The following is a 24,921-nucleotide window of genomic DNA, read 5'->3' as shown; positions in this document are numbered from 1 at the left end:
CCTACGCTGGCGTCCATGCGTGACTTCTACCCGGAGATCGAGCCCTACGAGTCCGGTCACCTGGATGTCGGCGACGGCCAGCAGATCTACTGGGAGACCACGGGCAACCCGGAGGGAAAGCCCGTGGTCTTCGTGCACGGCGGTCCCGGCGGTGGGACCTCGCCGACCCAGCGACGCTTCTTCGATCCCGCGAAGTACCGGATCGTGCTGTTCGACCAGCGCGGTTGCGGACAGTCCCGCCCGCACATCGCCGACGGCGCGGATCTGAGCGTGAACACCACGCCCCACCTCATCGCCGACATGGAGAGGCTTCGTACCCATCTCGGCATCGACCGCTGGCAGGTCTTCGGCGGTTCCTGGGGGTCGACGCTGGGACTCGCCTACGCGCAGACGCATCCCGACCGGGTCACCGAACTCGTTCTGCGCGGCATCTTCCTGCTGCGCCGCAGCGAGATCGACTGGTACTACAACGGCGGCGCCGCGCACATCTTCCCCGACGTCTGGGAGACCTATCTCGAGCCGATCCCGGAGAACGAGCGCGACGGCGATCTGGTCGCCGCGTACCACCGTCTGCTGACCTCCGACGATGCCGCGGTCGCCCGGGCGGCGGCCCGCGCCTGGACCGGCTGGGAACAGGCCACCAGCTACCTCCTCCCCCGCTCCGAGGAGGAATCGGGCCAGAACCCCGATGACGCCCACCGCTTCGACCTCGCCTTCGCCTCGATCGAGAACCACTACTTCGTCAACCACGGCTTCCTCGACGACGGGCAGCTCCTCGACAACATCGACGTCATCGCGCACATCCCCGGCGTCATCGTCCAGGGTCGCTACGACGTCGTGTGCCCGATGCGCAGCGCCTGGGATCTCCACCGCGCCTGGCCGGCCGCCGACCTGCGCATCGTCGACGACGCGGGTCACGCGTCCTTCGAAGAAGGCATCCGCCATCACCTGCTGGAAGCGACCGACCGCTTCGCGGAATGATCGGCCGCCGCACCCGCGGCCACTAGACTCGACATCGTCGCAGGCGTCAGGAGGAACAGGTGGCCGCATCCGAGCAGGTCGAGGTGGAACTCAAGTTCGACGTGGACCCCGGCCATGTGGCCCCGGATCTACGGGCGCTACCCGGAGTGGTGTCGGCGACGGCACCCGAGACGTTCTCGCTCGATGCCACCTATTTCGACACCGAGAACCTCGACCTCGCCGGCAACAGGATCACCATGCGACGCCGCACCGGCGGCACCGATCAGGGCTGGCATCTCAAGCGCCCCACCGACATCCCCGGAACACGTCGCGAACTCCACGTGGGTTTCGACGAGGCGCCGGCCGACGGTGACGTCCCGGAGGCACTGGTGACCCCGGTCCTCGCACTGACCCGCTGCCGGCCCCTCACGCCCGTCGCGGTCATCTCGACAACGCGCACGGTGACGCGCCTGCTCGGCGTCGACGACGAGCCGCTCGCCGAACTCGCCGAGGATCTGGTGACCACCCAGTCCCTGCTGCCGGGCGGGCACTCCCAGCAGTGGGCCGAATGGGAGTTCGAACTCCTCTCCGGCGGCACCGGCAAGCTGCTGAAGGCCGCCGACAAGGTCCTGCGCGCCGGTGGCGGCCGCTCGTCGTCGAGCGCGTCGAAGCTGGCCCGCGCGATCGGTTCGACGCCGACCGTCCACAAACCCCGGTTGTCCAAGCGCCCCACTGCGCTCGAACTCGTGATCACCGACATCGCGATGCACCGAAACAGCCTGATCGCCTACGACCCGCTCGTCCGCGAGGACGCGGAGGACGCCGTCCACCAGATGCGGGTGTCGTGCCGTCGCCTGCGCAGCGTGTTGTCGGGATACCCTACGGTTCTCGACGCCGAACGCACCGCCCACATCGGTGCCGAACTCAAGCTGCTGGCCCGAATCCTCGGTGATGCACGGGATTCCGAGGTCCAGCTCGAACTCGACCAGTCCCTGCTGCGCGGCGAGAACGCCTCGCCCGAGCTGCTCGCCGCCCTTGCGGGTGCCGAGACCCGAACCCACGATCGCGCGATCCGGGCGGCGCACGCGGCGATGTCGTCGAAGCGCTACTTCACGCTCCTCGACTCCGTCGACGCCCTCCTCGCCTCTCCCCCGCCGGGACCCGACGCGGAACTCCCCGCAACCGACGTCGTCGACAAGGCGATCGCGAAGAGCCGCAAGCACATCCGCAAGGCCCAGGCCGAACTCGCCGGCCTCACCGAAGGCTCGGACGAGTGGCAGGAACAGCTGCACACGATCCGTAAACGCGCAAAGCGGTTGCGCTACAGCATCGATGCGACCGAGCCGCTGAACAAAAAGAAGTACCGCGCGATCGGCGCGGTCGCCAAGAAGATCCAGTCCGCCCTCGGCGACCACAACGACATCCGCATCAACCGCGCCCAGCTCGCCACGATCGTCGAGGACGGAAAGCTCAGCGCCGCCGACATGTTCATCGTCGGCCGTCTCGACGCGCGCCTCGAAGCCGCGTCCGACCGCGCCGTCGCCGAGTACCGCAAGGCCGCCAAGGACCTGTGACAACCGGCGACGTCGGGCGGGTATCGGGTGACCTCGATACGCGGCGTCCTCGCTTCGCTCGGTCGGCGCTACTCGGCCAGCAGTACGGACCCCACAGCTGGATGAACCGACCCCACCTGCTGCCGGTTGAGCCGGCCCCACCGGCAGGTTGAGCCGGTTCCAGCTGCCGGTTGAGCCGGTCACGAGCGCAGCGAGTAACCGTGTCGAAACCACCCGGTGACCCGGCCCCACTGCCGGTTGAGCCGGTCACGAGCGCAGCGAGTAACCGTGTCGAAACCACCCGGTGACCCGGCGTCGAAACGAAGTCGCAGCGCCCTACGCCGGCCGGAACCTGACCGTCCTCGTCACCTCGTCCGCGGTCACCAGCTCGACCTCGAGTCGGGTTCCCGGACGCAGATCACCTTCGCAACCCGCGACGACGGGCGGATCGGCGATGAAGATCTGGGCCGGCTTGCGCTCGGTGGCCGCCGACATCACCACCGCGTCGAAGCGTTCCCCGACGCGGCCGCCCAGGATGACCGCCTCGGCGAGGTCGATGGCCGCCCGGTCGGCCGTGGAGCCGAGGGTGTCGGCCGAGCGCAGGATCTTCGGGAGGGTCGGCAGGGCACGCGTCACCCAGTCGGGCACGTCGTCGCCGGTGGTGACGGCGAGGCACACCTCGGTGGCGAACCGGTCACCCAGCCGACGCAGGGGTGCGGTGACGTGGGCGTAGACGCCCGCGATCGCGCCGTGCCGCTTCTTGTCGTCCGGGATCGCGCGCGCCTCGTCGGTGCCGTCGAGTGCGAGATAGTTGGCGCCTCGCATGAGACCACTCGCGGCCGACTGGAGGGCCAAGGTGCTCGTCCGGTTGCCGGGCAGTCCGGCCAGGAACCAGCCCACCGCCAGCCCCTCGGGCCATTCGACGCCCAGCGCTCGGGCGGCAGCGCGCAGGTCCTCGACCGCGTCGGGGTCGGCCGGCGGCAACGTCCGCAACAATCCGACACCGGCCTCGGCCATGATCGAGCCGGCGCACATCCCGGCGAGCAGGGAGAGCTGCGAGTTCCACATGTCCGCCGGGGTGTGGGGCTGCAGGTCCAACCGCCATCCCGCGTCGGTACGTGACACCCGCTGGTCCGGCAGATCCAGTTCGACGGCGCCGCGGTCGAGCGCCACCTTCTGCCGGAGCTCGCCGAAAGCCGGCAACGCCGCGATCGACGGATGCAACCGTCCGGCCTCGGCATCCGCGCTGACACCGGCGTAGTCGAAGCGCGCCACGGATCGAATTCGCGATCGCCGAACCCGCACATCGATGACAGTGCCGTCCCCCGCCACCCGGATCGTCCACAGCACGCACGGCCGAACCTGTTCGGGCAGAAGCGATCCGATCCCCTCGGACAGTTCCCGCGGATGCAGTGGCACGGAGCCGTCCGGGAAGTACACGGTGGTCCCGCGGCGTCGGCTCTCCTGGTCGAGCGCGCCTTCGGGGATCACGAGTGCCGCGACGTCGGCGATGGCGTAGTCCACGACGAACCCGTCCCCGTCGGCGACGAGATGGACGGCCTGGTCGAGGTCCCGCGACGTCGGCGGGTCGATGGTGACGAACGGGACGCCGGTGTGGTCCTCGCGGGTGTCGGCGAACCGGTCGACGGCCTCCCGCGCCTCGGCGAGCGCATCGTCGCCGTATGACTCGTCCACCCCGAGTTGATCGCGGATTCCGGCGAAGTCGATGTCGGGGGCGAAGAGGAAGCGTGTCACGTGTCGAACCCTAGCGCGCGGATCCCCCGGTGAACCGAAACCGCGGGCCGAAGGCGAACGAGTCGGCGCGTAAGCCGGATCCTGTACCCGCGAGGTCTCTCGACCATCGCGGGCGGCGACCATCCATCTGGGCACACCGTCGCCGGGTACCTCGAGCGGCCCACCCGCGGGCTGGGGCGAGCAGCCCTCGTAACACCCGCGCACGCGCACCGTGAAGTGCGCGCTTCGGCCTTGCTCCGGGTGGGGTTTACCGAGCCGACGCGGTCACCCGCGCCGCTGGTGCGCTCTTACCGCACCGTTTCACCCTTACCGGCCTCGCGGCCGGCGGACTGTTCTCTGTGGCACTGTCCCGCGGGTCACCCCGGGTTGCCGTTAGCAACCACCCTGCTCTGTGGAGTCCGGACTTTCCTCGGTGCGCGGCGTGGCGGTCTTCCGCCCGTTCCGCTCACCGCGGCCGCCCGGCCGACTCGTTCGCGAACCCAGGATACGGCAGCCCCGGCACAGCTCTTCATCCGATGGCGCAGAGCGCCCCGTCAGTGCCAGTGCGCGGCGTCGTTGACGAGCCGGACCACGGAACCGCCGTCGGGGAAGAACTCCGCGATCGAGACCGACGCCAGGTCGAGGTGGAGCCGGAACAGCAACTCAGGTCCGACGCCCAGCGCCTCCCGCAGCATCAGCTTGATCGGGGTCACGTGCGAGACGAGCACGATCGTCTGTCCCGGATAACGCTGCAGCAGATCGTCTTTCGTTTCGGACACCCGCTCGGCGACCTGCGCGAAGCTCTCGCCACCCGGCGCGGGCACGGTGATGTCCGACAGCCACTTGCGGTGGATCTCGGGGTGCCGTTCGGCGGCCTCGACGAAGGTCAGGCCCTCCCATTCGCCGAAGTCGTTCTCGATGAGTCCGGGATGTTCGACGATATCGACCCCGGTCACCGCGGCGACCTCCTCCGCAGTGGCGCGGGCGCGGCGCAGCGGCGAGGTCACGATCGCCGAGATGTCCTTTTCACGCATGACCCGCTGGGCCGCCGCACGTGCCTGGCGCCGACCTTCCGGGGTCAGCTCGGGGTTGCCGCGCCCGGAGTACCGGCGTTCCACCGACAACGCGGTCTGGCCGTGCCGCAACAGGATGAATCTCGTCGGCGAACTCAGCTGCCCCTGCCAGGACGGCGATTTCCGGCCCGGCGTCGACACGCGCTCGGAACCCGCGCTCAAGGCGTCAGATCCCCGATTCGGCGGTGCGCACCAGGATCGCGCCGCATTCCTCACAGCGGATGACCTCGTCGGACAGTGCCGCGCTGATCGAGGCGATGGTGCCCCGGTCGAGTTCCATCCGGCAGGCGCCGCATCGACGTGCACGCAGGAGCCCCGCACCGATCCGACCGTTGGCACGCTGCTTGTCGTAGACGGCCAGCAGGTCGGAGTCGATCTCCGCGGCGAGCGAGTCCCGCTTCTCACGGACACGGGCCAGGTCCTCGTCGATGGTCGCGAGCGACTTGTCGCGGCGGGTCCGCGCGTCGGCGACCTTCTCCTCGAGGTGGGAGATCGTCGCAGCGGCGCGGCTGCGTTCGGCCTCGACGGCCTCCTGCTGCTCCATCAGCGTCAGCAGTTCGTCCTCGAGCACCGCGCGGCGGCGTCCGAGCCCGGCGAGTTCGTGCTGCAGTTCCGACAGCGCCTTGGGTGCCAACCCGCCGGCGGTCAGAAGCTTGGAGTCCTTGGCCTCACGGTTGGTCATCCCGGTCACCTCGGACTCGATGCGGCGATACTCGCGGCTCAGGTCCTCGGCGGAGATCTCCGCACGCACCAGATCGTCGCGGGCAGCATCGATTGCCTTGTCCTGCTCGGCGATCTCGGTGTCCTCGGGCAAGTTCTTGCGGCGATGCTCGAGTCGGTTGATCTCGGCATCGGAGTCCGCGAGATCGAGCAGCAGTCGCTGCACACCGGCGTCGACTTTCATTGCGGCCTCCTGTCTCTGAAGTCCCCCTACCGTACGCGGGTGGTCCCGGCGTTCCGGCGGCGGATGGGCTTTGGTCGGCGTTCCCCCGGGGTCAGCCGAAGCTGTGCAGCCCGAAGGGGTCGGTCGGTGTGTCGAACACCGTCACCGGCACGTGGAATTCCTTGCCGAGCAGTTCCGCGACCTGGGCGCACCACGGGAACTCGGTGGCCCAGTGGCCCGCGTCGACGAGGGCCGGCCCACCGTCGCGCAGACTCTCGTCGGCCGGATGGTGCCGCAGGTCGCCGGTCACGTAGACGTCGACGCCGAGCCCGCGGACACGACCGAGAAGTGAATCGCCCGCACCGCCGCACACCGCGACCGTGCGCACGAGCGCATCCGGATCGCCGGCCGCCCGGATGCCCGACGGGGCGCGCAGTGCCCGCGCGACTACCGCGGTGAAGTCGCGCAATGTCATCGGCTCGGTGAGCGAACCGACCCGACCCAGGCCCAGGTCGCTGCCGAGGTCGGCGAGCTCGAAGACGTCGAACGCCGGTTCCTCGTACGGGTGCGCGTTGCGCAGTGCCCGCAGCACGGATCCGCGGATGGATCGCGCGGCGACCATCTCCACCCGCGCCTCGTCGACGTGGGTTCTGGTGCCGATCTCGCCGATCGTCGGCGTCGCCTCCTCCTGCGCCTCGAACTGGCCCGTGCCCACGACCGTCCACGAGCAGTCGCGGTAGTCGCCGATCGCACCCGCGCCGGCGGCGAACATCGCCTCACTGACCTGTTCGACGTTGCCCTCGGGCACCATCACCACCCATTTGTCAAGGGGTGCAGCAGATCTGGGCTCGATGGGCACGGTGTCGACCACACCGAGCAGGTCGGCGAGTGCGTCGGACACGCCCGGCCGCGCCCGGTCGGCGTTGGTGTGGGCCGACAGCAACGCGATGCCGTGGCGGATCAGGCGGTGCACGATGCGGCCCTTGGGGGTGTCGGCGGCCACCGACGTGACCCCGCGCATCAGCAGCGGGTGATGCGCGATCACCAGGTCCGCCTTCTCGGCCACGGCCGCGTCGACCACGGCGTCCGTCACGTCGACGCACGCCAGCACCCGACGCACCGGTTCGGAGCGGTCGCCGCACACGAGCCCCACCGCATCCCAGGACTCGGCGAGCGCCGGCGGATACGCGCGTTCGACGACGTCGACCATGTCGCCGACGGTGATGCCCTCAGATGTCGACTCGGTTCCCATCCCTCATCTCCTCTCGTACCTGCTCGATCGCTGCGGTCAACGCACGGACCTGCTCGACCGGACGTACCGCGAGCCGCAGATGGTCGTCGCCGAGTCCGACGAAGTTGGCGCAACTGCGCACCGCGAACCCGTGATCGACGAGACGCCGTTTGACGTCCGTCGCCCGTGGCACCTCGACGAGGACGAACGGCGCGGCCGGTTCCGCCACGACGACGAGCCCGATCCGGGTCAGTTCGTCGACCATCTCGGCGCGTTCGGCCGCGACCCGGCGGGCCTGGTCCGAGCAGTAGCGATGCCCCTCGTCGCCGAGGCACGCGGTCAGCGCGGCCAGAGCCGGTGTGGACAGCGCCCACGGCCGACGTCCCGCACGCAGGCGCGCGACGACCTCCGGTGCGGCAAGCAGGTATCCGGCGCGTAACCCGGCCAGACCGAAAGTCTTTGTCACACTCCGGATCACGATGAGATCCGACCAGTCGGACGAGGCCAGCGACTGTGGTTCGAGGGTGCCGTCCACGCCGAGAGTGAGGTCGGCGAACGCCTCGTCGACGACGATGATGCGTCCCGGACGACGCAGCGCCCTGATCGCTTCCCGCGGGTGCAGCACCGACGTCGGGTTGGTGGGGTTACCCAGGATCACCAGGTCGGCGGTGTCGGGTACGTCCGCCCGGTCGAGCCGCCACGGCTCGTCGAGTGTCACCTGGGTGATGGGCACCGCGGCGGCACGCAGCGCGAGTTCCGGTTCGGTGAACGACGGCTGGATGAGGGCGGCATGGCGCACGCCCAGTCGCGGCAGCATCTCGAAGCCGTCGGCCGCGCCGGACAACAGCAACACCTCGTCGGGTGACCGCCCGTGGGCGGCGGCGATGGCGTCGACCGCGCGCCGCTCGTCGTCGTGGCCGGGGTACCGGGCCAGATCGCCGAGACCGCGCATGATGGCGTCGAGGACGAAAGGTGGTGGCGTGCCGCGGACATTGACCGCGAAGTCCACCAGCCCGGGCGCCGCGTCCTGATCGCCGTGCCGGTCCGGGTCGGACAGGTCGGATGTGGATGCCACGCCATACCCAGCTGTCATGCCTACTGACCTTACGTGCACGATGGACGCGTGTTGACGCCGCCAGATCCCCGCCATCCCGACACCGTGCTGCTCGTCGATCTCGACGGCACCATCACCGACAGCTTTGCGGGTATCGCCAACAGCTTCCGGCACGCCCTCGCCGCCGTCGGCGCGTCCGAGCCCGGTCCCGAGGTCGTCGCGGGCATCGTCGGGCCGCCGATGCTCGACACCCTCAACAGTCTGGGGCTCGCACCCGCGGTCGCCGACGAGGCGATGCGCGCCTACCGGGAGCGCTACACCGAGATCGGCTGGCGGGAGAACTCGGTGTACGACGGGATGGCCGACGTCCTGGCCGATCTCGCCGCGTCGGGGCGCACGATGGCGATCGCGACGTCGAAGAACCAGACCACCGCGCGCAAGATTCTCGAGCACTTCGGCCTGGCCGACCATTTCAAGTACATCGCCGGCGCCAGCGACGACGGTTCGCGCCGCCACAAGTCCGATGTCATCGCTCATGCGGTCACGGAGCTGGGACTTCCCGTGGATGCCGACACCGGTCACGTGACCGCACCGGTGGTGATGATCGGCGATCGCAGCCACGATGTGCACGGCGCAGCGGCGTTCGGCATCTCAGCGATCCTGGTCAGATGGGGTTATTCTCTGCACGGGGAGGAACAGGGCGCAGCCTGGACGGTTGATTCCACAGCCGAATTGCGCGACGTCCTGGGTATGTGACCGACGCCCTGGACCACCGAGCGCGTCGGCACGTCGAGCTGAGGTGGGCACCAGTGGCTGAAGAACTACACGTCTGTTTCGTGTGTACGGGCAACATCTGCCGGTCACCGATGGCGCAGAACATCTTCCGGACGGCTCTGGACGACGCCGGACTGGGCGGCAAGGTACGCGTCACCAGTTGCGGGACAACCGGTTTCCACGTCGGCGAACCGGCCGACAACCGCGCCCGCACCGAGTTGCTGGCCCACGGCTACTCCGACGCGCACGTGGCGGCGCTGCTCGGACCCGAACACTTCGACGCCGATCTCTTCCTGGCGATGGACGACGGCCACTTCCGGGAACTCGAACGCAAGCGGCTCGGTGACCGGACGCGACTGCTGCGATCGTTCGATCCGTCGGCACCCGCCGACGACCTCGCCCTCCTCGACCCCTATTACGGCGGCACCGAGGACTTCGTCGCCACCCGCGAGCAGATCGAGAGCGCCGTCCCCGGACTGATCGACTGGGTGCGCCTGCAGCTGGGCGTGGACTGACGCCACGCCCAGCGCGACCGGTCTCATCCGACCGGCGCCACCAGGTTGTGCACGAAGCGGATCTTCTCGAGCACCGGCGCCGGGAGCACGAACGGGTAGAGGTCCGGGTGACCCATCGACCGGTTGATCTGGTTGAGCGCCCACGTCAGCGGTAGCCACTCGCCGATGATCCGATCGAAGCCGACGTCGCCGGGCGGCACACTGTCCAGCGTCGTACCCGACGGTGCCATCGCGAATGCGGCGGCGGTGTCGAGGGTGTCGCGGATGTGCAGGTAGTGCGCGAAGGTCTCGGCGAAGTCCTCGGCCGGGTGCATCGTGGCGTAGGAGGAGACGAAGTTCTTCCGCCATCCTTCGGGCGCACCCTCCTTGTAGTGACGGTCCAGGGCGGCCTGATAGTCGTCGCCGGGGTTGCCGAACAGCTCCTCGAAGCCGGGCCGGCGGTCGTCGGTGATGAGCACGAGCTGGTAGTAGTGACCGATCTCATGCCGGAAGTGTCCGAGAACCGTGCGGTACGGCTCGTCCAGCTCGACGCGCATCTGTTCGCGGTGGACGTCGTCGCCCTCGGCGAGGTCGAGGGTGATGACCCCGTTGGCGTGACCGGTGATGACGTTCTGCCGAGCGCTGGACAGGAGGTCGAAGGCGAGTCCCGTGTCGGGATTCTCGTCACGGTCCTCGATCGGCAGTCCCAGTTCGGCGAGTTCGAGGACGAGCCGCCGTTTCGCGGTCTCGGCCTGGCCGAACGCGACGAGCGCGTCCGGATCGTCGTCACCCGGACGGGTGCGCGTCAGCCGGCAGGACTGGCACAGCTCCGGATTACCCGTCCACTTCACCAGCCAGTTGCACTGCGCCACCTTGATGTTCGCGCACCGTTCGATGAGGACACCGTCGACCTGGGCACGCCCCTTGTCGTCGAGCACTTGGATGGAGCGGGACTCGAGCCAGAACCCGAGCGCACTCTTGCAGTTCAGGCAGAGACTGTTTTCGAAGGAGAGACGCTGGCCGCAGTTCAAGCAGATGAAGTCTCGCATTTCGATCACGCTACCCGTGCTCGGTAACCTGGGAGCTGTGCACGTACTGCGAACAATCCTGCGTCCAGGGTGGATTGCCCTCGGAGTCGTGGTCGTGGCGTTCGCAGTGGCCTGCTTCACGCTCCTCGCTCCGTGGCAGCTCGGGAAGAACTCGGACACCGAACACCGCAACGACCTGATCCGTACCGCGACCTCGCTCGAGACCGTCCCGCTGGCCGAGGTGGCACCGTCGTCGACCCTCGACCCGTCGACCGAGTGGCGTCAGGTCGCGGTGACGGGCCGGTATCTCGAGGACCGGCAGGCACTGGTGCGGTTGCGCAACATCCAGGAACGTCCGGCGGTCCTGGTCCTCACCCCGTTCGCCGTGACCGGTTCGGATCGGGTGATCCTTATCAACCGCGGTTTCGTCCGCCCGGTGGAGGGCAGCGTTCCCGCCATCCCGTCGCCGCCCGTTGGTGAGCAAACCGTTCAGGGACGGATCCGCGCGGCAGAGAGTGTCAGCGCCGACCGCGGCTCACGTGCCGACAACGGCGTGCTGACCGTGCCGTCGATCAACCCCGGTCTGGTGGGGACCGCGACGTCGACGCCGATGGACGACTTCTATCTCCAGCTCTCCCCGGATCAGCCGGGCTCGCTGGGCGAGATCCCGCTCCCCCAGCTCGACACCGGCCCCTACCTCTCGTATGGGTTGCAGTGGCTCGCCTTCGGGATCATGGCGCCCCTCGGTGTCCTGTACTTCCTGATCGCCGAGATCCGTTCGCGCCGTCGGGCCGCCGCCGCCAACGCGGCTCCGGTGACGGAGGACACCGGCGCGGCCCCCGCCGCGGAGTCCGCGCCACGTCCGGAGCCGAGTACCGCCGCCTCGCGCGCCGAGCGACGCCGGCAGATGCGCGAGGAACTGCGCGCCGCGAGCGGCACCACGGTGGTCCACAGCGTCGGACGCATCGGCCACGGTCCGGTCGCCGAGGACACGGTCGGCGACGTCCGCGACGCGACCCCGGACCCCCGGAGTCAGGACGGCGACGTACGGGACAAGCTCAGCCGGCGCTACGGCGGCTGACCGCGACCCGGACCAGACAGCCCGCCACACACACGGCCAGCGTTGCACGCTGAACCCGACGTGACAGCTCGACAGCTGCTCGCAGATCGCCGGGTCGTGGCGCCGGCCCCTGTCCGAGAGTCGGCCGTTGTTCGACGCCGTGCGGGTACACCGTCCGGCCCCCGAGCTGCACCCCGAGGGCACCGGCGAAGGCCGCTTCGACGACCCCCGCGTTGGGACTCGGATGTGCACGGCTGTCCCGGCGCCAGGCTTCGGCAGCGCGTCGAGGCGCGCCGGAGACCAGGACGATCAGCGCACCCGCGAGGCGTGCGGGGAGGATGTTGACGACGTCGTCGAGTCGCGCGGCCGCCCAACCGAAGTCGCGATAGCGCTCGTTGCGGTACCCGACCATGGCGTCGAGAGTGTTGACCGCACGGTAGCCGAGGATTCCGGGAACGCCGGCGACCGCACCCCAGAACAGCGGTCCGACGGTCGCGTCGGAGGTGTTCTCGGCGATCGACTCCAGCGCCGCACGACAGATCCCGCTCTCGTCGAGTGACTCGGGGTCACGCCCGCAGAGGCTCGGGATGAGGGCTCGCGCGGCGTCGATGTCGTCCGATTCGAGGGCGTCGGCGACCGCATCACCCACCCGGCACAGCGAGGTCCCGCCCAGCGCGACCCAGGTCGACGCGGCGGTCAGCGCCACCACCGCCGGCGCCCGGCGCCCGGCCGATGCGACGACGCCCGCCCCCACGACGCCGCCGGCCGCCACCGCGACCAGGCCCGCGCCCGCCACACGCGAGTCGCGATACAGACGACGTTCGAGCACAGATGTCAGCCGACCGAAACCCGCGACCGGGTGTCCCCGAGACGGGTCACCCAGCGCTTCGTCGACCAGGAAGCCGACAACGAGTCCGGCTGCGGTCGACAACGAACGTCGTGCGGGTCGGTTTCGCTGCTCACGGGTCAGGGACACACAGGCGAGGGGCACCGCGCGATGGTAGCGGCCCCTCCCTCCTCCGTGATCCGGTCGTGCCAGACTCGACCCGTGGCCAGGTCATCTGCAGAACCGTCGCCGGGTCGGCACGTCATCGACACCGGTGTCGCCGAACTGGCACGTGACACCATCGCCGGCGGCTGGTTGCTGACCGTGAACGGGGCGCACAGCTCACACATCGATCCCGACGACCCGACCGTGCTCGACTTCGAGTACCTGCGCCAGATGGCCGCCGTGATCGCCGAACGCCACCCCACCTCGGATCGACTGCGCGTCCTGCACCTCGGCGGTGCCGCCTGCGCACTCGCCCGCTATCTCGACCACCTGTACCCCGATGCCCGGCAGGTGGCCGTCGAGGTCGACGGCGAACTCGCCCGCCTGGTGCGTGAGTGGTTCGACCTCCCCCGTGCCCCCCGGCTGCGGATCCGGGTCGGCGACGCGCGTGAGGTGGTGACCTCCCTGCAACCGGGCACGCGTGAGGTGATCGTGCGCGACGCTTTTGCCGGGGACCGCACGCCGGCCCATCTGACGACCCGCGAGTTCACCGCCGCCGTCCGCGATGTGCTCGTGCCGGGCGGGCTGTATCTCGCGAACTGCGGGGACAGCCGCGATCTGGCGGGCGCTCGCGCCGAGGCCGCAACCGTGGCGCCGGTCTTCGAGCACCTGCTGCTCATCGCCGACGCCGCGATGTTCAAGGGGCGCCGCACCGGAAACATCGTCATCGTCGGCAGCGACGCCCCGCTCGACGCGTCGGCGACACTGGTCCGCACCCTGCTCAGCGATCCGCTACCAGCACAGATCCTCTCGGGCGCCAAGGCGCGCGACTTCGCACGCGGTCCGGGACTGACGGACGCCGACGTCGCGTCGACCGGGGCGTGAGCGGTCGCCGGTCCCGCGTCCGGTCGATGTACGAACCCGCTCGACAGTCGTTAGGGTGGTTTCGACCGCCGGCTGAGGATCTGACGATCGAAGAACCGAGGATGACGTGACCGATCCATCGTCGAGAGCGGGCACCACGCTGGGCCCGTACCGCATCGACAGACTGCTGGGTCGCGGCGGCATGGGTGAGGTGTACGAGGCGTACGACACCGTCCGGGAACGTCGTGTCGCCCTGAAGCTGCTTCCGCCACATCTGGTCCACGACAACGACTTCCGCGAACGATTCGAACGCGAGTCGAAGACCGCGGCCAAACTGTCCGATCCGCACGTCATCCCGATCCACGACTGGGGCGAGAAGGACGGCGTCCTGTTCATCGACATGCGCCTCGTCGACGGTCAGGACCTGCGCAAGGTCCTCGACTCCGGTCCTCTGGCACCTACCCGGGCGGTCCACATCCTGGGTCAGGTCGCGGCGGCGCTCGACGCGGCGCATCGCGACGGTCTGGTCCATCGCGACATCAAACCCGACAACATCCTCGTCGACGCCGACGATTTCGCCTACCTCGTCGACTTCGGTATCGCGCAGGGCACCACCGACAGCCGGCTGACTCAGGTCGGGACCGCGCTGGGGACGCTGGCGTACATGGCGCCGGAACGGTTCGGCGACGACCCGGCGGGCCCGGCATCGGACAACTACTCCCTGGCCTGTGTGCTGTACGAATGCGTCACCGGCCAAACCCCGTTCCCGGCGAAGACCGACCAGGGACTGATGACCGCGCACATCACCAAGCCGCCACCGCAGACCGGCGGACCGCTCGACCCGGTGATCGCACGCGGCCTCGCCAAGGACCCCGCGCAACGCTACCCGTCCGCACGCGAACTCATCCGTGCGGCGTCGGACGCCATGTCGGGCGGCGCAGCCGCGTCGGCGGTTCGAGCGCAGACACCTCCGGCCGATCAGGCGCCGCCCACGGTCGTCCCGCAGCCGCTCCCGCCCCCGGGCATGACTCCGCCGACCTACGCGCCACGGCCACCGCAGCAGACGCCGGCGGCACAGCCGACCCCGGGCAGCCCGATGTCCGCCGACCCGACGATGGTCCGCGGCCCGAGTTCGGGTCCGACCGTATCCGGCCCGCCGCACGCCCCCGGTTCGGGCGGTGGATACGGTTCTCCCCCGGGACATTCCGGCCCGCAAGGGTTCTCGGAGCCCCAGCCGTACTCGGGACCTCAGTCGCATTCCGGCCCGCAGTCCTATTCCGGGCCACAGTCGTATCCCGGCCCTCAGTCATACTCAGGGCCACAGTCGTATTCTGGGCCCCAGTCGTATTCGGGGCCCCAGTCGTATTCGGGGCCCAACCAGTGGGGTATCCCCCCGACTCCGCCTCCACGCAAGTCGCACACCGGACGCAACCTGGCGGTCGCCATCGGCGTCGGTGTGGTGGTGATCGCTCTCGCGGTCACCGGCATCGTCGTCGCGCTGTCGGGCGGTGGCGAGGATCCGCCGGGCCCCGACACCTCGACCCAGGCCATGCCCGCGGGCACGGTCGCCTGTGACTATCCGACGCGGCCGGTGGTCGGCGGCATCACCCAGCCGCCGCCCGCGTCGACCCAGCCCAACACCGGCACCGTGGACGCGACGATCCCGATCGCCGCGCAGGGCACCATCAGCATGACCCTCAACCGGGCCGAGGCGCCGTGCAACGTCGGTGCCATGGTCTCGCTGATCAAGTCCGGCTTCTACGACGGCAGCAAGTGCCACCGTGCGTCGGCCAAATATCTGATCTGTGGGTCGTCGGGCGGCAAGGAGGGCACCAATCCCGGCTGGACCAGTCCTGATGAACTGCCCGAGGATCTGCCGTCGGCGGGCACGGATGACGACGGCGTCCCGCAGGTGACATATCCGCGCGGTACCGTCGGCATCCTCGATCTGCCCGACGACGAGGGCGCCACCGGGTCGACGACGTTCTTCATGCTCGCCGGCGACACCGATCTCCCGCTGACCTACTCGATCGTCGGCACCATGGACCCCGCCGGCCTTGCCGTATTGGACAGGATCGTCGCGGGCGGGTTCACGCCCGCCAAGCCCGGCGCGCAGTCAGGACCACCGAACCAGAATCTGCTCATCCAGAAGGCGACCGTCGGCGAGTAGCCGCGCTGCTCGCCGCTTGTGCGGCGGAGTCGGCAATAGGTATCGCCTGGCGAAACCTATTGCTGACTGAAACCCTCCTGAGCTCGCCACATCTCCGCTCCGGGTCAGATCACGTAGTTCATCCGGTTGAGGATCGCGTTGCCCAGTGCCTCATCGCCATCGATCTCCACCGCGCCCGGATCGGCGTCCCGCCGGCCACCGGCGCACCGGGCCAGGTTCGCCGCGTCGATCCGGAGCCGCACATCGGCGGAGGCGTCGCCGCCCTCGAACTCCTCGACCGCCGCCGCCCGGTCGCCGACGAAGATCCGGACCGTCCGAGCCGACAGGCCGGTGATGTCGAAGAGAACCTTGCTGCCCTTGGGCGCGTCGGCTCGCTTGCCGACGACGAACGGCAGTGACGCACCGATCTCGTCGAGCGCCCACGACGCGGGGACGGGGTCGGTGACGGCCGAACCGTCGGTGCCGTCGCGCAGGTCGATCTCGTGGACCCAGCAGTCGAAGATGCGGATTCGCATGAAGCGCCCGTAGGTGTCGGCTCCGGCCGGGGTCATCGAGGGAGCCTCGAACTGCTCCTGTGTCATCGCCTGCAGCGCCGCGGTACGAACCCCGACGATCTCCTCGAGCGCCGCGAGAACCTCGGCGCGCGACTTGGGGCGGTAGTGGTCGACCCACTTCTCGTTGAGTTCGCCGATCGGGTTGCGCACGTGGTCGAGCGCACTCACCGTGCGGGTGGCCTCGACGTCTCGGCCGTCGAGCATGCTCTCGGTGCCGATGATGTGCGCGACGATGTCGGCGTTGGTCCATCCGTGCAACACCGAAGCAGCCGACCACTGTTCATCGGTGAGTCCGCCGGCCACGTCGGCGATCGCGGCCCACTGGGCGATCAGACCCGCGGTGACCTCGTCGAGCGGCAGGATGGTCGTGGCCATGTCGTCCTCCTTGCGGTCGTGCGCCCGGCGGGAACACCGGACCGGCACAACCCTAGCCGGGCAGTCGCGCTCAGCGGCCACATTGACCACCGCGCCGAACCGTTCCGAAATCCACGCTCCGACAAACAAGGACAGAACCTGTCCGCATCCTGAGGCAGGATGTCTGCATGTTGGAAACCTCGGCCCGGTTACTCGCTCTGCTGTCGCTGCTGCAGACGCGGCGGGAATGGTCGGGGAAGGAACTCGCGGAACGCCTCGACATCACGACCCGCACCGTGCGTCGCGACATCGACAAGCTCCGCGAGCTCGGCTATCCGGTCGACGCGAATGTCGGTGCACGCGGCGGGTATCGCCTCGGCGCGGGTGCGGAGATGCCGCCCCTGCTCCTCGACGATCAGGAGGTGCTCGCCGTCGCCCTGGGGCTCGACGCGGTGACCACGGGAGCGGTCGCCGACATGGCCGAGGCGTCCGCCGGGGCACTCGCCAAACTGCGCCAGGTCATGCCCTCGCGCCTCCAGCACCGCCTCGACGCGCTGCGCATCGAGGCAGTTCCCAGGGAGGCGCCATCGAGCGCTGTCCCAGCCGATCGCCTCACCGAGATCGCGACGGCCTGTCATCGCCACGAGCGCCTGCGTTTCGACTACCGACGCAACGACGGCGAGGAGAGCCGACGCGAGGTCGAGCCATATCGTCTGGTGCGCAACGGGAATCGCTGGTACCTCGTGGGCTTCGACCTCGCTCGCGCCGACTGGCGTTCGTTCCGCGTCGATCGCATGGACCCGAAGATCCCCACCGGACCGCGATTCACACCGCGCGAGCCGCCCGAGGGCGGCGCGGCGGCCTTCGTCGCCCGCGGTCTCGGCGCACTCCAGCAACGGGCGACGGCCCGGGTACGCATCCACCTGCCGCTGGACGAGGTCGCACCGATGATCCACCAATCGTGGGGCACTCTGGAGTCGGGCGACGAACACACCTGCGAGGTGACCGTCTACAGCACTTCGCTGACGTCGATCGCGCGCTGGATGTACGCCTTCGGGGCCGACTTCACCGTCATCGAACCCGCCGAACTGCGCGTCGAACTCGGCGCCGTCGCGGACTATCACGACCAGGTCGCCGAACGCTATCGGCGCGCGATGACCGCCCGGCCCTAGCTGCGCTGACCTGCTCGTCCGCCCGGATCGCCGATTCTTCTCTACGGTCGAAGGCATGAGGCTACTCATCACGGGGGCGACCGGGTACGTGGGCTCCCGACTCGTATGCGCATTGCTCAGGCAGGGCCACGAGGTGGTGGTCACGTCCAGGGACACCCGCAAGCTCGACCGGTTCGGCTGGTCGTCGGACGTCACCAAGGTCGCCATGGACGTCGACGATCCGATCTCGGTGAAGAGGGCGATGTCCGACGCCGGCCACATCGACGCGATCTACTACCTGGTCCATGCCATCGGGACGGACGACTTCGCCAGCGGCGATCGGGACGCGGCACGCAACGTCGCCGAGGCGGCACGCGATGCCGACGTCGCCCGGATCATCTACCTGGGTGGCTTCGTGCCGGGGGGCGGCGACCTCTCGTCGCATCTGCAGAGCCGCGCCGACGTCGCCGAGGGGCTGGTCGTCGAAGGCGGCCCGGAACTCGTCTGGTTGCGTGCGGCGGTGATCATCGGCGCCGGGTCGACGTCGTTCGAGATCATCCGCTACATGGCCGACCGCCTCCCGGTGATCCCCGAGCCCGACTGGATCACCAACGAGATGGACCCGATCTCCATCCGCGACGCCATTCACTACCTCGTCGCGGCATGTGAATCATCGCTTCCGCCAGGCGAATACGATATATCCGGCCCCGACCACGCCCGCTATATCTCGATCCTGCACGAGTACATCTCCGCGGTCCGCTTCCCGCGGCTGCGGCTTCCGGTCTTCGGCGTCAGTACCCGCGTCGCGGGCCGGCTGGGTGGCATGTTCGTGCCGGTTCCGGCGTCGCTGACCGAGGAACTGGTGACGTCGCTCAACCATCCGATGACGGCGTCGGAGCATCGCATCCGCGAACTGGTGCCACCACCCGAGGGGGGTCTGACGCCGATGCGCGATGCCGTGCGGGCATCTGTGGAGTCCCCATATCCCCGTTCCGTCTGCGATCTGAACGACCTGCACCACCTGGCCGACACCGACCCGGCGTGGGCCGGCGGCGATTGGTTGCGTGTCAAACGCACTATCGGTGAGACGATCGGTGGCACGCTGCGGGTGTCGGCGAAGATCGCCGGAGCTTTTCTGTCGAGCCGTCCCTGAATGATTCGTGTCCGTAGACGACCGACCTAGGTGGTGATGAGTGCTGGTGACTGCACTGGCGCGCGACCTCTACAACTCGATAGCCACGGATCGGGATCCCGATCCGGGTTCCCACTACGTCCGACGCCGCTGGATCGTCGGCGTCTTCCTCGTCATCGGGGCCGTCATGCTCGGCGTCTCGATGCGCGTGGAGCCCGGCGACACCGCGTTCTACCCGCTGACGGCCGGAATGGCCGTGGTGTGGATCGCCGGGGCATTCACCTCCGGCAAACTGCGACTCGGTGCCTACAGCCCGACGGCGTCCCGGCCCCCTGATCGTCTCGGCGCCGTGGGACTGGGCGTCGTCGTCGGCCTCGCGGTCGGTGCCGCGTTCGTCGTCGGCGGTCTCATCGCCCGGATGATCCCCGGCGTCAGCGACCTGGCGAACCAGGTGCTCGCCTTCGCCGACTACGGCAGCCTCGCCGTCGTCACCGCGATCACCATGATCAACGGACTCGCCGAGGAGCTGTTCTTCCGCGGGGCGGTCTACTCGGCAGCCCGCCCCCACAACCCGGTGCTGGTGTCGACGGTCATCTACGTGCTCGTCACCATGGCGAGCGGCAATGTGATGCTCGGCTTCGCCGGTGCCGTCCTGGGCACCGTCTGCGCCATCCTCCGACGCAGCACCGCAGGTGTCCTCGCGCCCGCGATCACGCACGTCATCTGGGGCGCCGTCATGGTCCTCGCACTCCCGCCGGTCTTCGCCTGACGAGTCGACCCGCTGCGCGACCGGTGGACCTCGGCGTCGACGTGCAGACCTCGATCGACGTCTGCATGTCGAGGTGAGGTTCGCCGGTCGCGGCTCCGCAGTTTGGGCGTTCGGCGTCGACCCGCTAGATTCGTTCTCGCAAGTGCCGCCGCGGAGGCGGTGCACGCGCGTATAGCTCAGCGGTAGAGCTCTGGTCTTACACACCAGCGGTCAGGGGTTCGAATCCCTTTGCGCGCACCGAGATCTATAGCTCCAACCCGCGCTGAGCGCGGCTCGGAGCTATAGAACGGATCAGCCGATCGAGCCGAGAGCCTTGTCCCAGACGTCGTTCTCGCGCACCTCGCCCGGCCCGACCATGTCGGCGTAGACGATGACACCCTCGCGGTCGACGAGGAACGTGCCACGATTCGCGTAGCCGCGTTCCTCGTTGAACACGCCGTAGGCCTTCGCCACCTCACCGTGCGGCCAGAAGTCGGACAGCAGCGGGAACAAGAAGCCCTGCGCCGCCGACCACACCTTGTGCGTCGGCGAGGGTCCCACCGAGACCGTCACCGTGGTCACGTCGTCGTTCTCGAAACGCGGCTGCTGGTCGCGGATGTAGCCCAGCTCGCCCTGGCAGGTGCCGGTGAATGCGAGCGGGAAGAAGACCACGAGAACGTTGCGCTCGGCACGCAACGCGCTCAGGGACACGAGCTGGTTGTTCTGATCCCGCAGTTCGAAATCAGGTGCCCGATCACCGACGCTCAGCGGCGCGGTGGGCAGAGCATCGCTCATGCTTTCTTGCCCGAGCGTGCCTTGGGCTGGACGAGTCGGGCGGCCGACCAATCCCCCAGGCTGATCGCCGATGTCTGGGTGAGACCCGCAGTGGGGGCCGCCTCGGCGATCTCGCTCGGATCCACATATCCGGGTTTCCCGGTCTTGGGCGAGAACACCCACACGTATCCGTCTTCGGCCAGCGGTCCGATGGCGTCCATCAGCGCGTCGACGAGGTCTCCGTCGCCTTCACGCCACCAGAGGACCACGACGTCGACGACGTCGTCGGCATCCTCATCGACCATCTCGGCATCGATCGCGTCCTCGATGTCGGCCCGGAGCTCGTCGTCCGTGTCATCGTCCCAACCGACTTCCTGCACGACCAAGCCTGCCTTCAAGCCCAGTTTTTGGGCGTTGCTGCCCGTACCGTCTGTGGCGGCTACCACCGCGCGTGACCTCCTGAGGGTGATGGGACGTTGTTCTCGTCGCCGGTCTGTACGTCTCTTTTCGCCAACTCGCCTGTCAGCATAGGCAACAGCCTAGAGCCTCACATTGCAAGCCGACCGACGTCACTCGATTTCGGGCGTTTCTTTTCAGACGACGGTTGCACGATCGCACGAACCCCCGACACCGGGCGACGGCGCATCAGCGACCGGGACTCGTCGGAGCCGGGCCGGCGGGAACCGAGGTCCGGGGCGTGGCCGAGGAGGCCGCCGGGACGGGCGTGTATTCCCCGCAGACCTCGAGAAGGCGCGCCTTGTCGCGCGTCCACTGCCCCGACACCGGGTTGAGTTCGGTGCGCAGTTCCTTGCGGATCGCGTTCTCGAGACGCGTCGTCGCATCCAGGAACGTCCGCGCCGGCGACGCGATCTCCGGCGGTGAGGTGTCGGTGATCTTCGGCCGGATCTGGTCGGCACCCGCGATGAGGCCCGCCCGCGCCTTGTCGGCGAGGTCCCCGACCTCCGGATACGAATGCGTCGTGTTGAGCCGCTTGATGAAGGTGTTGTAGCCGCGCAGCATCACGACCATCGACGACATCGACTCCCGACAGAGTTCGACGCCCTCGGCACGTACCTGCGCAGCCGCCGAGGCCGACACCTCCGACCGGTAGACCGCCACCTCGCCGGGCGCCGGCACACCGGCACCTCCGACCGTGGACGTGCACGCCGACAGCATGATTCCCCCGAATGCCATGCCGATGGTCGCGCTCACCCGGACACCCCGATGTCCGCCGCGGCCGGGCCCGGCCTCCCCTGTGCCCAGCATCGCCATCCCCCTACTCATCGGTAACGCTGCAAGGACGCTACAGCACCTTCGCGATCGCGACAGCCTACACAGATCCAGCGGTGCCAAGCCCCCTCACATGGGGCACGATGAGGGGTGACACCGCACAACAAAAGGAGTTGCAGTGTCGTACGCCATGCAGTCGGACCACCACCCCGAGTCCGGCCTGTCAGAGGGAGTAGGCATCACCGTGACCGACCAGATGGACCAGGCGACGCAGGACACGATTCCCAGCGAGCACGCCGGCCAAGCCGACTCGAGCTCCAATGGACGTGCTGCCGGACGAAGCGGACACCGGGTCCGCGTCATCCGCGAAGGAGTCGCGTCCTATCTGCCCGACATCGACCCCGACGAGACCACCGAGTGGCTCGATTCGTTCGACGCCCTTCTCGACGCCGCGGGGCCCGGACGCGCCCGTTACCTGATGCTGCGGCTCCTCGAACGCGCCGGCGAGAAGCGGGTGTCGATCCCCGCGCTCACCTCCACCGACTACGTGAACACCATCCCCACCGAGGCAGAACCCTGGTTCCCCGGTGACGAGGAGGTCGAGCGCCGCTTCCGTCAGATGATCCGCTGGAACGCCGCGATCATGGTGCATCGCGCCCAGCGCCCGGGAGTCGGTGTGGGCGGCCACATCTCGACGTACGCGTCGTCGGCGTCGCTCTACGAGGTCGGCTTCAACCACTTCTTCCGCGGCAAGAACCACTCCGGCGGCGGCGACCACATCTTCATCCAGGGCCACGCCTCCCCCGGCATCTATGCACGCGCCTACCTCGAGGGCCGCATCGACGAGGCCCGCATGGACGGCTTCCGCCAGGAACACAGCCACGCGGGTGAGGGCGGCGGTCTGCCGTCGTATCCGCACCCGCGCCTGATGCCGGACTTCTGGGAGTTCCCGACCGTCTCGATGGGTCTCGGCCCGATGAACGCGATCTACCAGGCGCGCTTCAACCACTACCTGCACGACCGCGGCATCAAGGACACCTCCGACCAGCATGTGTGGGCGTTCCTCGGCGATGGCGAGATGGACGAGCCGGAATCGCGCGGCTTCGCCAGCTTCGCGGCCACCGAGGGTCTCGACAATCTGACCTTCGTCGTCAACTGCAATCTGCAGCGACTCGACGGCCCGGTGCGCGGCAACGGCAAGATCATCCAGGAGCTGGAGTCGTTCTTCCGCGGCGCCGGCTGGAACGTCATCAAGGTCATCTGGGGCCGCGAGTGGGATGCGTTGCTGCACGCCGACCGTGACGGCGCGCTGGTCAACCTGATGAACACCACGCCCGACGGCGACTACCAGACCTACAAGGCCAACGACGGCGCCTTCGTCCGCGAACACTTCTTCAACCGCGACCCGCGGACCAAGGAGCTCGTCAAGGACCTCTCCGACGCCGAGATCTGGAACCTCAAGCGCGGCGGCCACGACTACCGAAAGATCCACGCCGCCTACGCCTCGGCGATGACGCACAAGGGCCAGCCGACGGTCATCCTGGCCCACACGATCAAGGGCTACACGCTCGGCAAGCACTTCGAGGGACGCAATGCGACCCACCAGATGAAGAAGCTGACGCTCGACGACCTCAAGGCGTTCCGCGACAGCACGCGCATCCCGATCAGCGACGAGCAGCTCGAGAAGGATCCGTATCTGCCGCCGTACTACCATCCCGGCGAGGATTCTCCGGAGCTCCAGTACATGCTGGACCGCCGCAAGACCCTCGGCGGGTTCCTGCCGAGCCGTCGCACGAAGTCCAAGGTGCTCAAGGCCGACACCTCCTCGGCCCTCAAGGCCACCGCGAAGGGTTCGGGCAAGCAGCAGGTCGCGACCACCATGGCGCTGGTCCGTGTCTTCAAGGAACTGTTGCGCGACAAGGAAATCGGCAAGCGCATCGTGCCGATCATCCCCGACGAGGCCCGCACCTTCGGCATGGACTCGTGGTTCCCGACCCTGAAGATCTACAACCGTAACGGCCAGCTGTACACCTCGGTCGACGCCGAACTGATGCTCGCCTACAAGGAGAGCTCCGAGGGGCAGATCCTGCACGAAGGCATCAACGAGGCCGGTTCGACGGCCAGCTTCGCCGCGGTCGGCACGTCGTACGCCACCCACGACGAACCGATGATCCCGCTGTACATCTTCTATTCGATGTTCGGTTTCCAGCGCACCGGCGACAGCTTCTGGGCGGCCGGCGACCAGATGGCGCGCGGTTTCATCATCGGCGCCACCGCGGGCCGCACGACGCTCACCGGTGAGGGCCTGCAGCACGCCGACGGCCACTCGCCGTTGCTCGCCGCGACCAACCCGGCCGTGATCGCCTACGACCCCGCGTTCGCCTACGAACTCGGCCACATCGTGGACGACGGTCTCACGCGCATGTACGGCGAGGACCCGGAGAACGTCTTCTACTACATCACCGTCTACAACGAGCCGATCAGCCAGCCGGCGAAGCCGGAGGGCCTCGACGCCACGGGCATCGTCAAGGGCGGATATCTGTTCCAGAAGGCTCCCGAGAACAAGAAGTACCCGGCCAACATCCTGGTCTCCGGCGTCACGATGCCCGACGCGCTGCGTGCGTCCGAACTGCTCGCCGAGGAGTGGAACGTCGGCGCGAACGTCTACTCGGTGACATCGTGGAGTGAGCTGGCCCGCGACGGCATCCGCGCCGACCGGGAGGCACTGCGCGATCCCGGCACCGAGCCCGCGCCCGCCTACCTGACCGAACTGATGGCCGACGCGGCCGGACCGTTCGTCGGCGTCAGCGACTACATGCGCGGCGTCCAGGAGCAGGTCCGTGCGTACCTGCCCGGTACGTACCTGACGCTCGGCACCGACGGGTTCGGCTTCTCCGACACCCGCCCGGCCGCGCGGCGTTTCTTCAACGTCGACGCCGAGTCGATCGTGGTCGCGGTCCTCGTCGCGCTCGCCCGCGACGGCCACCTCGACATGTCGGTGGCCAAGCAGGCCGCGGACAAGTACAAGATCGACGACGTGGCCGCCGCTCCCGAGCAGACCAGCGATCCGGGCGTGGCCTGACCCGGAAACCGGGCCGCCGCCGTTCGA

22 protein-coding genes, 1 tRNA gene and 1 other RNA gene are annotated in these 24,921 nt (G+C 68.6%); 12 read left to right on the top strand and 12 right to left on the bottom strand.

From position 1 onward, the window contains the following. Positions 1 to 15 precede the first annotated feature (15 nt). Positions 16 to 981: a prolyl aminopeptidase gene (gene pip, locus GOAMI_RS03105; protein WP_006434929.1), complete on the top strand. Its 966-nt coding sequence runs from the start codon at positions 16 to 18 to the stop codon at positions 979 to 981. A 59-nt stretch (positions 982 to 1,040) separates the two neighbouring features. Then, the gene (locus GOAMI_RS03100) at positions 1,041 to 2,534 is read left to right on the top strand and encodes a CYTH and CHAD domain-containing protein (RefSeq protein WP_006434928.1); all 1,494 of its coding nucleotides are present in this window, start codon (positions 1,041 to 1,043) and stop codon (positions 2,532 to 2,534) included. A gap of 315 nt (positions 2,535 to 2,849) precedes the next feature. Here the strand turns inward: GOAMI_RS03100 and GOAMI_RS03095 are convergent, their stop codons facing one another. The 6 genes from GOAMI_RS03095 to cobC all read right to left on the bottom strand — a co-directional run bounded on the left by GOAMI_RS03095 (position 2,850) and on the right by cobC (position 8,527). Then, positions 2,850 to 4,268, bottom strand: a complete 1,419-nt coding sequence (locus GOAMI_RS03095) for an RNB domain-containing ribonuclease (protein WP_006434927.1) — start codon at positions 4,266 to 4,268, stop codon at positions 2,850 to 2,852. Between the two features lie 54 nt (positions 4,269 to 4,322). Next, positions 4,323 to 4,738, bottom strand: an RNA gene (rnpB, locus tag GOAMI_RS22295) — RNase P RNA component class A. 63 nt (positions 4,739 to 4,801) lie between these two features. Further along, the gene (locus GOAMI_RS03090) at positions 4,802 to 5,482 is read right to left on the bottom strand and encodes a histidine phosphatase family protein (RefSeq protein ID WP_006434926.1); all 681 of its coding nucleotides are present in this window, start codon (positions 5,480 to 5,482) and stop codon (positions 4,802 to 4,804) included. 4 nt (positions 5,483 to 5,486) lie between these two features. Then, positions 5,487 to 6,224, bottom strand: a complete 738-nt coding sequence (locus tag GOAMI_RS03085; protein ID WP_006434925.1) for a zinc ribbon domain-containing protein — start codon at positions 6,222 to 6,224, stop codon at positions 5,487 to 5,489. A gap of 91 nt (positions 6,225 to 6,315) precedes the next feature. After that, positions 6,316 to 7,455, bottom strand: coding sequence for a Nif3-like dinuclear metal center hexameric protein (locus GOAMI_RS03080; RefSeq protein WP_006434924.1), 1,140 nt, complete (start codon positions 7,453 to 7,455; stop codon positions 6,316 to 6,318). Continuing rightward, positions 7,433 to 8,527, bottom strand: a complete 1,095-nt coding sequence (gene cobC, locus GOAMI_RS03075; RefSeq protein ID WP_006434923.1) for an Rv2231c family histidinol phosphate aminotransferase CobC — start codon at positions 8,525 to 8,527, stop codon at positions 7,433 to 7,435. The genes GOAMI_RS03080 and cobC overlap by 23 nt, the downstream gene beginning before the upstream one ends. Positions 8,528 to 8,557: 30 nt before the next feature. Between cobC and GOAMI_RS03070 the strand changes: the two genes are divergently transcribed. Then, positions 8,558 to 9,244 carry an HAD-IA family hydrolase gene (locus GOAMI_RS03070; protein WP_174324702.1) on the top strand — a complete coding sequence of 229 codons (687 nt, stop codon included), beginning with the start codon at positions 8,558 to 8,560 and terminating at the stop codon, positions 9,242 to 9,244. Positions 9,245 to 9,297: 53 nt separating this feature from the next. Then, a complete protein-coding gene (locus GOAMI_RS03065; RefSeq protein WP_006434921.1) occupies positions 9,298 to 9,777 on the top strand; it encodes a low molecular weight protein-tyrosine-phosphatase in 480 nt (159 codons plus the stop codon). Positions 9,778 to 9,800: 23 nt separating this feature from the next. Here the strand turns inward: GOAMI_RS03065 and GOAMI_RS03060 are convergent, their stop codons facing one another. Continuing rightward, positions 9,801 to 10,805, bottom strand: a complete 1,005-nt coding sequence (locus tag GOAMI_RS03060; protein WP_006434920.1) for a zinc-binding metallopeptidase family protein — start codon at positions 10,803 to 10,805, stop codon at positions 9,801 to 9,803. 37 nt (positions 10,806 to 10,842) lie between these two features. Between GOAMI_RS03060 and GOAMI_RS03055 the strand changes: the two genes are divergently transcribed. Beyond that, positions 10,843 to 11,865, top strand: a complete 1,023-nt coding sequence (locus GOAMI_RS03055) for an SURF1 family cytochrome oxidase biogenesis protein (protein ID WP_006434919.1) — start codon at positions 10,843 to 10,845, stop codon at positions 11,863 to 11,865. On the opposite strand, the gene GOAMI_RS03050 is transcribed toward GOAMI_RS03055, so the two are convergent. Continuing rightward, positions 11,843 to 12,820 (bottom strand): cobalamin biosynthesis protein, encoded by a 978-nt coding sequence (locus GOAMI_RS03050; protein ID WP_024500432.1) that lies wholly within the window; start codon positions 12,818 to 12,820, stop codon positions 11,843 to 11,845. The genes GOAMI_RS03055 and GOAMI_RS03050 overlap by 23 nt on opposite strands. A gap of 72 nt (positions 12,821 to 12,892) precedes the next feature. On the opposite strand from GOAMI_RS03050, the gene GOAMI_RS03045 reads away from it, so the two are divergent. Continuing rightward, on the top strand, positions 12,893 to 13,720 hold the full coding sequence (locus tag GOAMI_RS03045; protein ID WP_006434917.1) for a spermidine synthase: 828 nt from the start codon (positions 12,893 to 12,895) through the stop codon (positions 13,718 to 13,720). A 106-nt stretch (positions 13,721 to 13,826) separates the two neighbouring features. Continuing rightward, the gene (locus GOAMI_RS03040) at positions 13,827 to 15,869 is read left to right on the top strand and encodes a protein kinase domain-containing protein (RefSeq protein ID WP_006434916.1); all 2,043 of its coding nucleotides are present in this window, start codon (positions 13,827 to 13,829) and stop codon (positions 15,867 to 15,869) included. A gap of 104 nt (positions 15,870 to 15,973) precedes the next feature. On the opposite strand, the gene GOAMI_RS03035 is transcribed toward GOAMI_RS03040, so the two are convergent. Next, positions 15,974 to 16,798: a maleylpyruvate isomerase family mycothiol-dependent enzyme gene (locus tag GOAMI_RS03035; protein WP_006434915.1), complete on the bottom strand. Its 825-nt coding sequence runs from the start codon at positions 16,796 to 16,798 to the stop codon at positions 15,974 to 15,976. 167 nt (positions 16,799 to 16,965) lie between these two features. Between GOAMI_RS03035 and GOAMI_RS03030 the strand changes: the two genes are divergently transcribed. The 4 genes from GOAMI_RS03030 (at position 16,966) to GOAMI_RS03015 (ending at position 20,066) form a co-directional block, all read left to right on the top strand. Then, entirely contained in the window at positions 16,966 to 17,949 is a 984-nt protein-coding gene (locus GOAMI_RS03030; RefSeq protein WP_006434913.1) for a helix-turn-helix transcriptional regulator, read from the top strand. Between the two features lie 55 nt (positions 17,950 to 18,004). Then, complete coding sequence (locus tag GOAMI_RS03025) at positions 18,005 to 19,081, top strand: NAD(P)H-binding protein (protein WP_006434912.1); 1,077 nt, start codon at positions 18,005 to 18,007, stop codon at positions 19,079 to 19,081. A 40-nt stretch (positions 19,082 to 19,121) separates the two neighbouring features. After that, on the top strand, positions 19,122 to 19,829 hold the full coding sequence (locus GOAMI_RS03020) for a CPBP family intramembrane glutamic endopeptidase (protein WP_006434911.1): 708 nt from the start codon (positions 19,122 to 19,124) through the stop codon (positions 19,827 to 19,829). Between the two features lie 165 nt (positions 19,830 to 19,994). After that, positions 19,995 to 20,066, top strand: a tRNA-Val gene (locus GOAMI_RS03015). Positions 20,067 to 20,120: 54 nt separating this feature from the next. Here GOAMI_RS03015 and GOAMI_RS03010 read toward each other — a convergent pair. The 3 genes from GOAMI_RS03010 to GOAMI_RS03000 form a co-directional block, all read right to left on the bottom strand. Next, positions 20,121 to 20,603, bottom strand: coding sequence for a peroxiredoxin (locus GOAMI_RS03010; RefSeq protein ID WP_006434910.1), 483 nt, complete (start codon positions 20,601 to 20,603; stop codon positions 20,121 to 20,123). Further along, entirely contained in the window at positions 20,600 to 21,028 is a 429-nt protein-coding gene (locus GOAMI_RS03005) for a DUF3052 domain-containing protein (RefSeq protein ID WP_006434909.1), read from the bottom strand. The genes GOAMI_RS03010 and GOAMI_RS03005 overlap by 4 nt, the downstream gene beginning before the upstream one ends. A 199-nt stretch (positions 21,029 to 21,227) precedes the next feature. Continuing rightward, positions 21,228 to 21,848 (bottom strand): Rv2240c family protein, encoded by a 621-nt coding sequence (locus GOAMI_RS03000; protein ID WP_040004537.1) that lies wholly within the window; start codon positions 21,846 to 21,848, stop codon positions 21,228 to 21,230. 142 nt (positions 21,849 to 21,990) lie between these two features. On the opposite strand from GOAMI_RS03000, the gene aceE reads away from it, so the two are divergent. Further along, positions 21,991 to 24,894 (top strand): pyruvate dehydrogenase (acetyl-transferring), homodimeric type, encoded by a 2,904-nt coding sequence (gene aceE, locus GOAMI_RS02995; protein WP_024500436.1) that lies wholly within the window; start codon positions 21,991 to 21,993, stop codon positions 24,892 to 24,894. Positions 24,895 to 24,921: the final 27 nt, after the last annotated feature.

This window comes from Gordonia amicalis NBRC 100051 = JCM 11271 (genome assembly GCF_000332995.1).
Lineage (GTDB): Bacteria > Actinomycetota > Actinomycetes > Mycobacteriales > Mycobacteriaceae > Gordonia > Gordonia amicalis.
Note: the sequence above shows the minus strand (reverse complement) of the source record. Positions and strands in the feature narration are given on the sequence as shown.

Bases quoted from the DNA above. Each gene is read 5' to 3' on its own strand.
- GOAMI_RS03085 (WP_006434925.1), bottom strand. From the start codon at position 6,224: ATGAAAGTCGACGCCGGTGTGCAGCGACTGCTGCTCGATCTCGCGGAC.
- GOAMI_RS03025 (WP_006434912.1), top strand. From the start codon at position 18,005: ATGAGGCTACTCATCACGGGGGCGACCGGGTACGTGGGCTCCCGACTC.
- GOAMI_RS03080 (WP_006434924.1), bottom strand. From the start codon at position 7,455: ATGGGAACCGAGTCGACATCTGAGGGCATCACCGTCGGCGACATGGTC.
- cobC (WP_006434923.1), bottom strand. From the start codon at position 8,527: ATGACAGCTGGGTATGGCGTGGCATCCACATCCGACCTGTCCGACCCG.
- pip (WP_006434929.1), top strand. From the start codon at position 16: ATGCGTGACTTCTACCCGGAGATCGAGCCCTACGAGTCCGGTCACCTG.
- GOAMI_RS03030 (WP_006434913.1), top strand. From the start codon at position 16,966: ATGTTGGAAACCTCGGCCCGGTTACTCGCTCTGCTGTCGCTGCTGCAG.
- GOAMI_RS03035 (WP_006434915.1), bottom strand. From the start codon at position 16,798: ATGGCCACGACCATCCTGCCGCTCGACGAGGTCACCGCGGGTCTGATC.
- GOAMI_RS03000 (WP_040004537.1), bottom strand. From the start codon at position 21,848: ATGCTGGGCACAGGGGAGGCCGGGCCCGGCCGCGGCGGACATCGGGGT.
- GOAMI_RS03010 (WP_006434910.1), bottom strand. From the start codon at position 20,603: ATGAGCGATGCTCTGCCCACCGCGCCGCTGAGCGTCGGTGATCGGGCA.
- GOAMI_RS03060 (WP_006434920.1), bottom strand. From the start codon at position 10,805: ATGCGAGACTTCATCTGCTTGAACTGCGGCCAGCGTCTCTCCTTCGAA.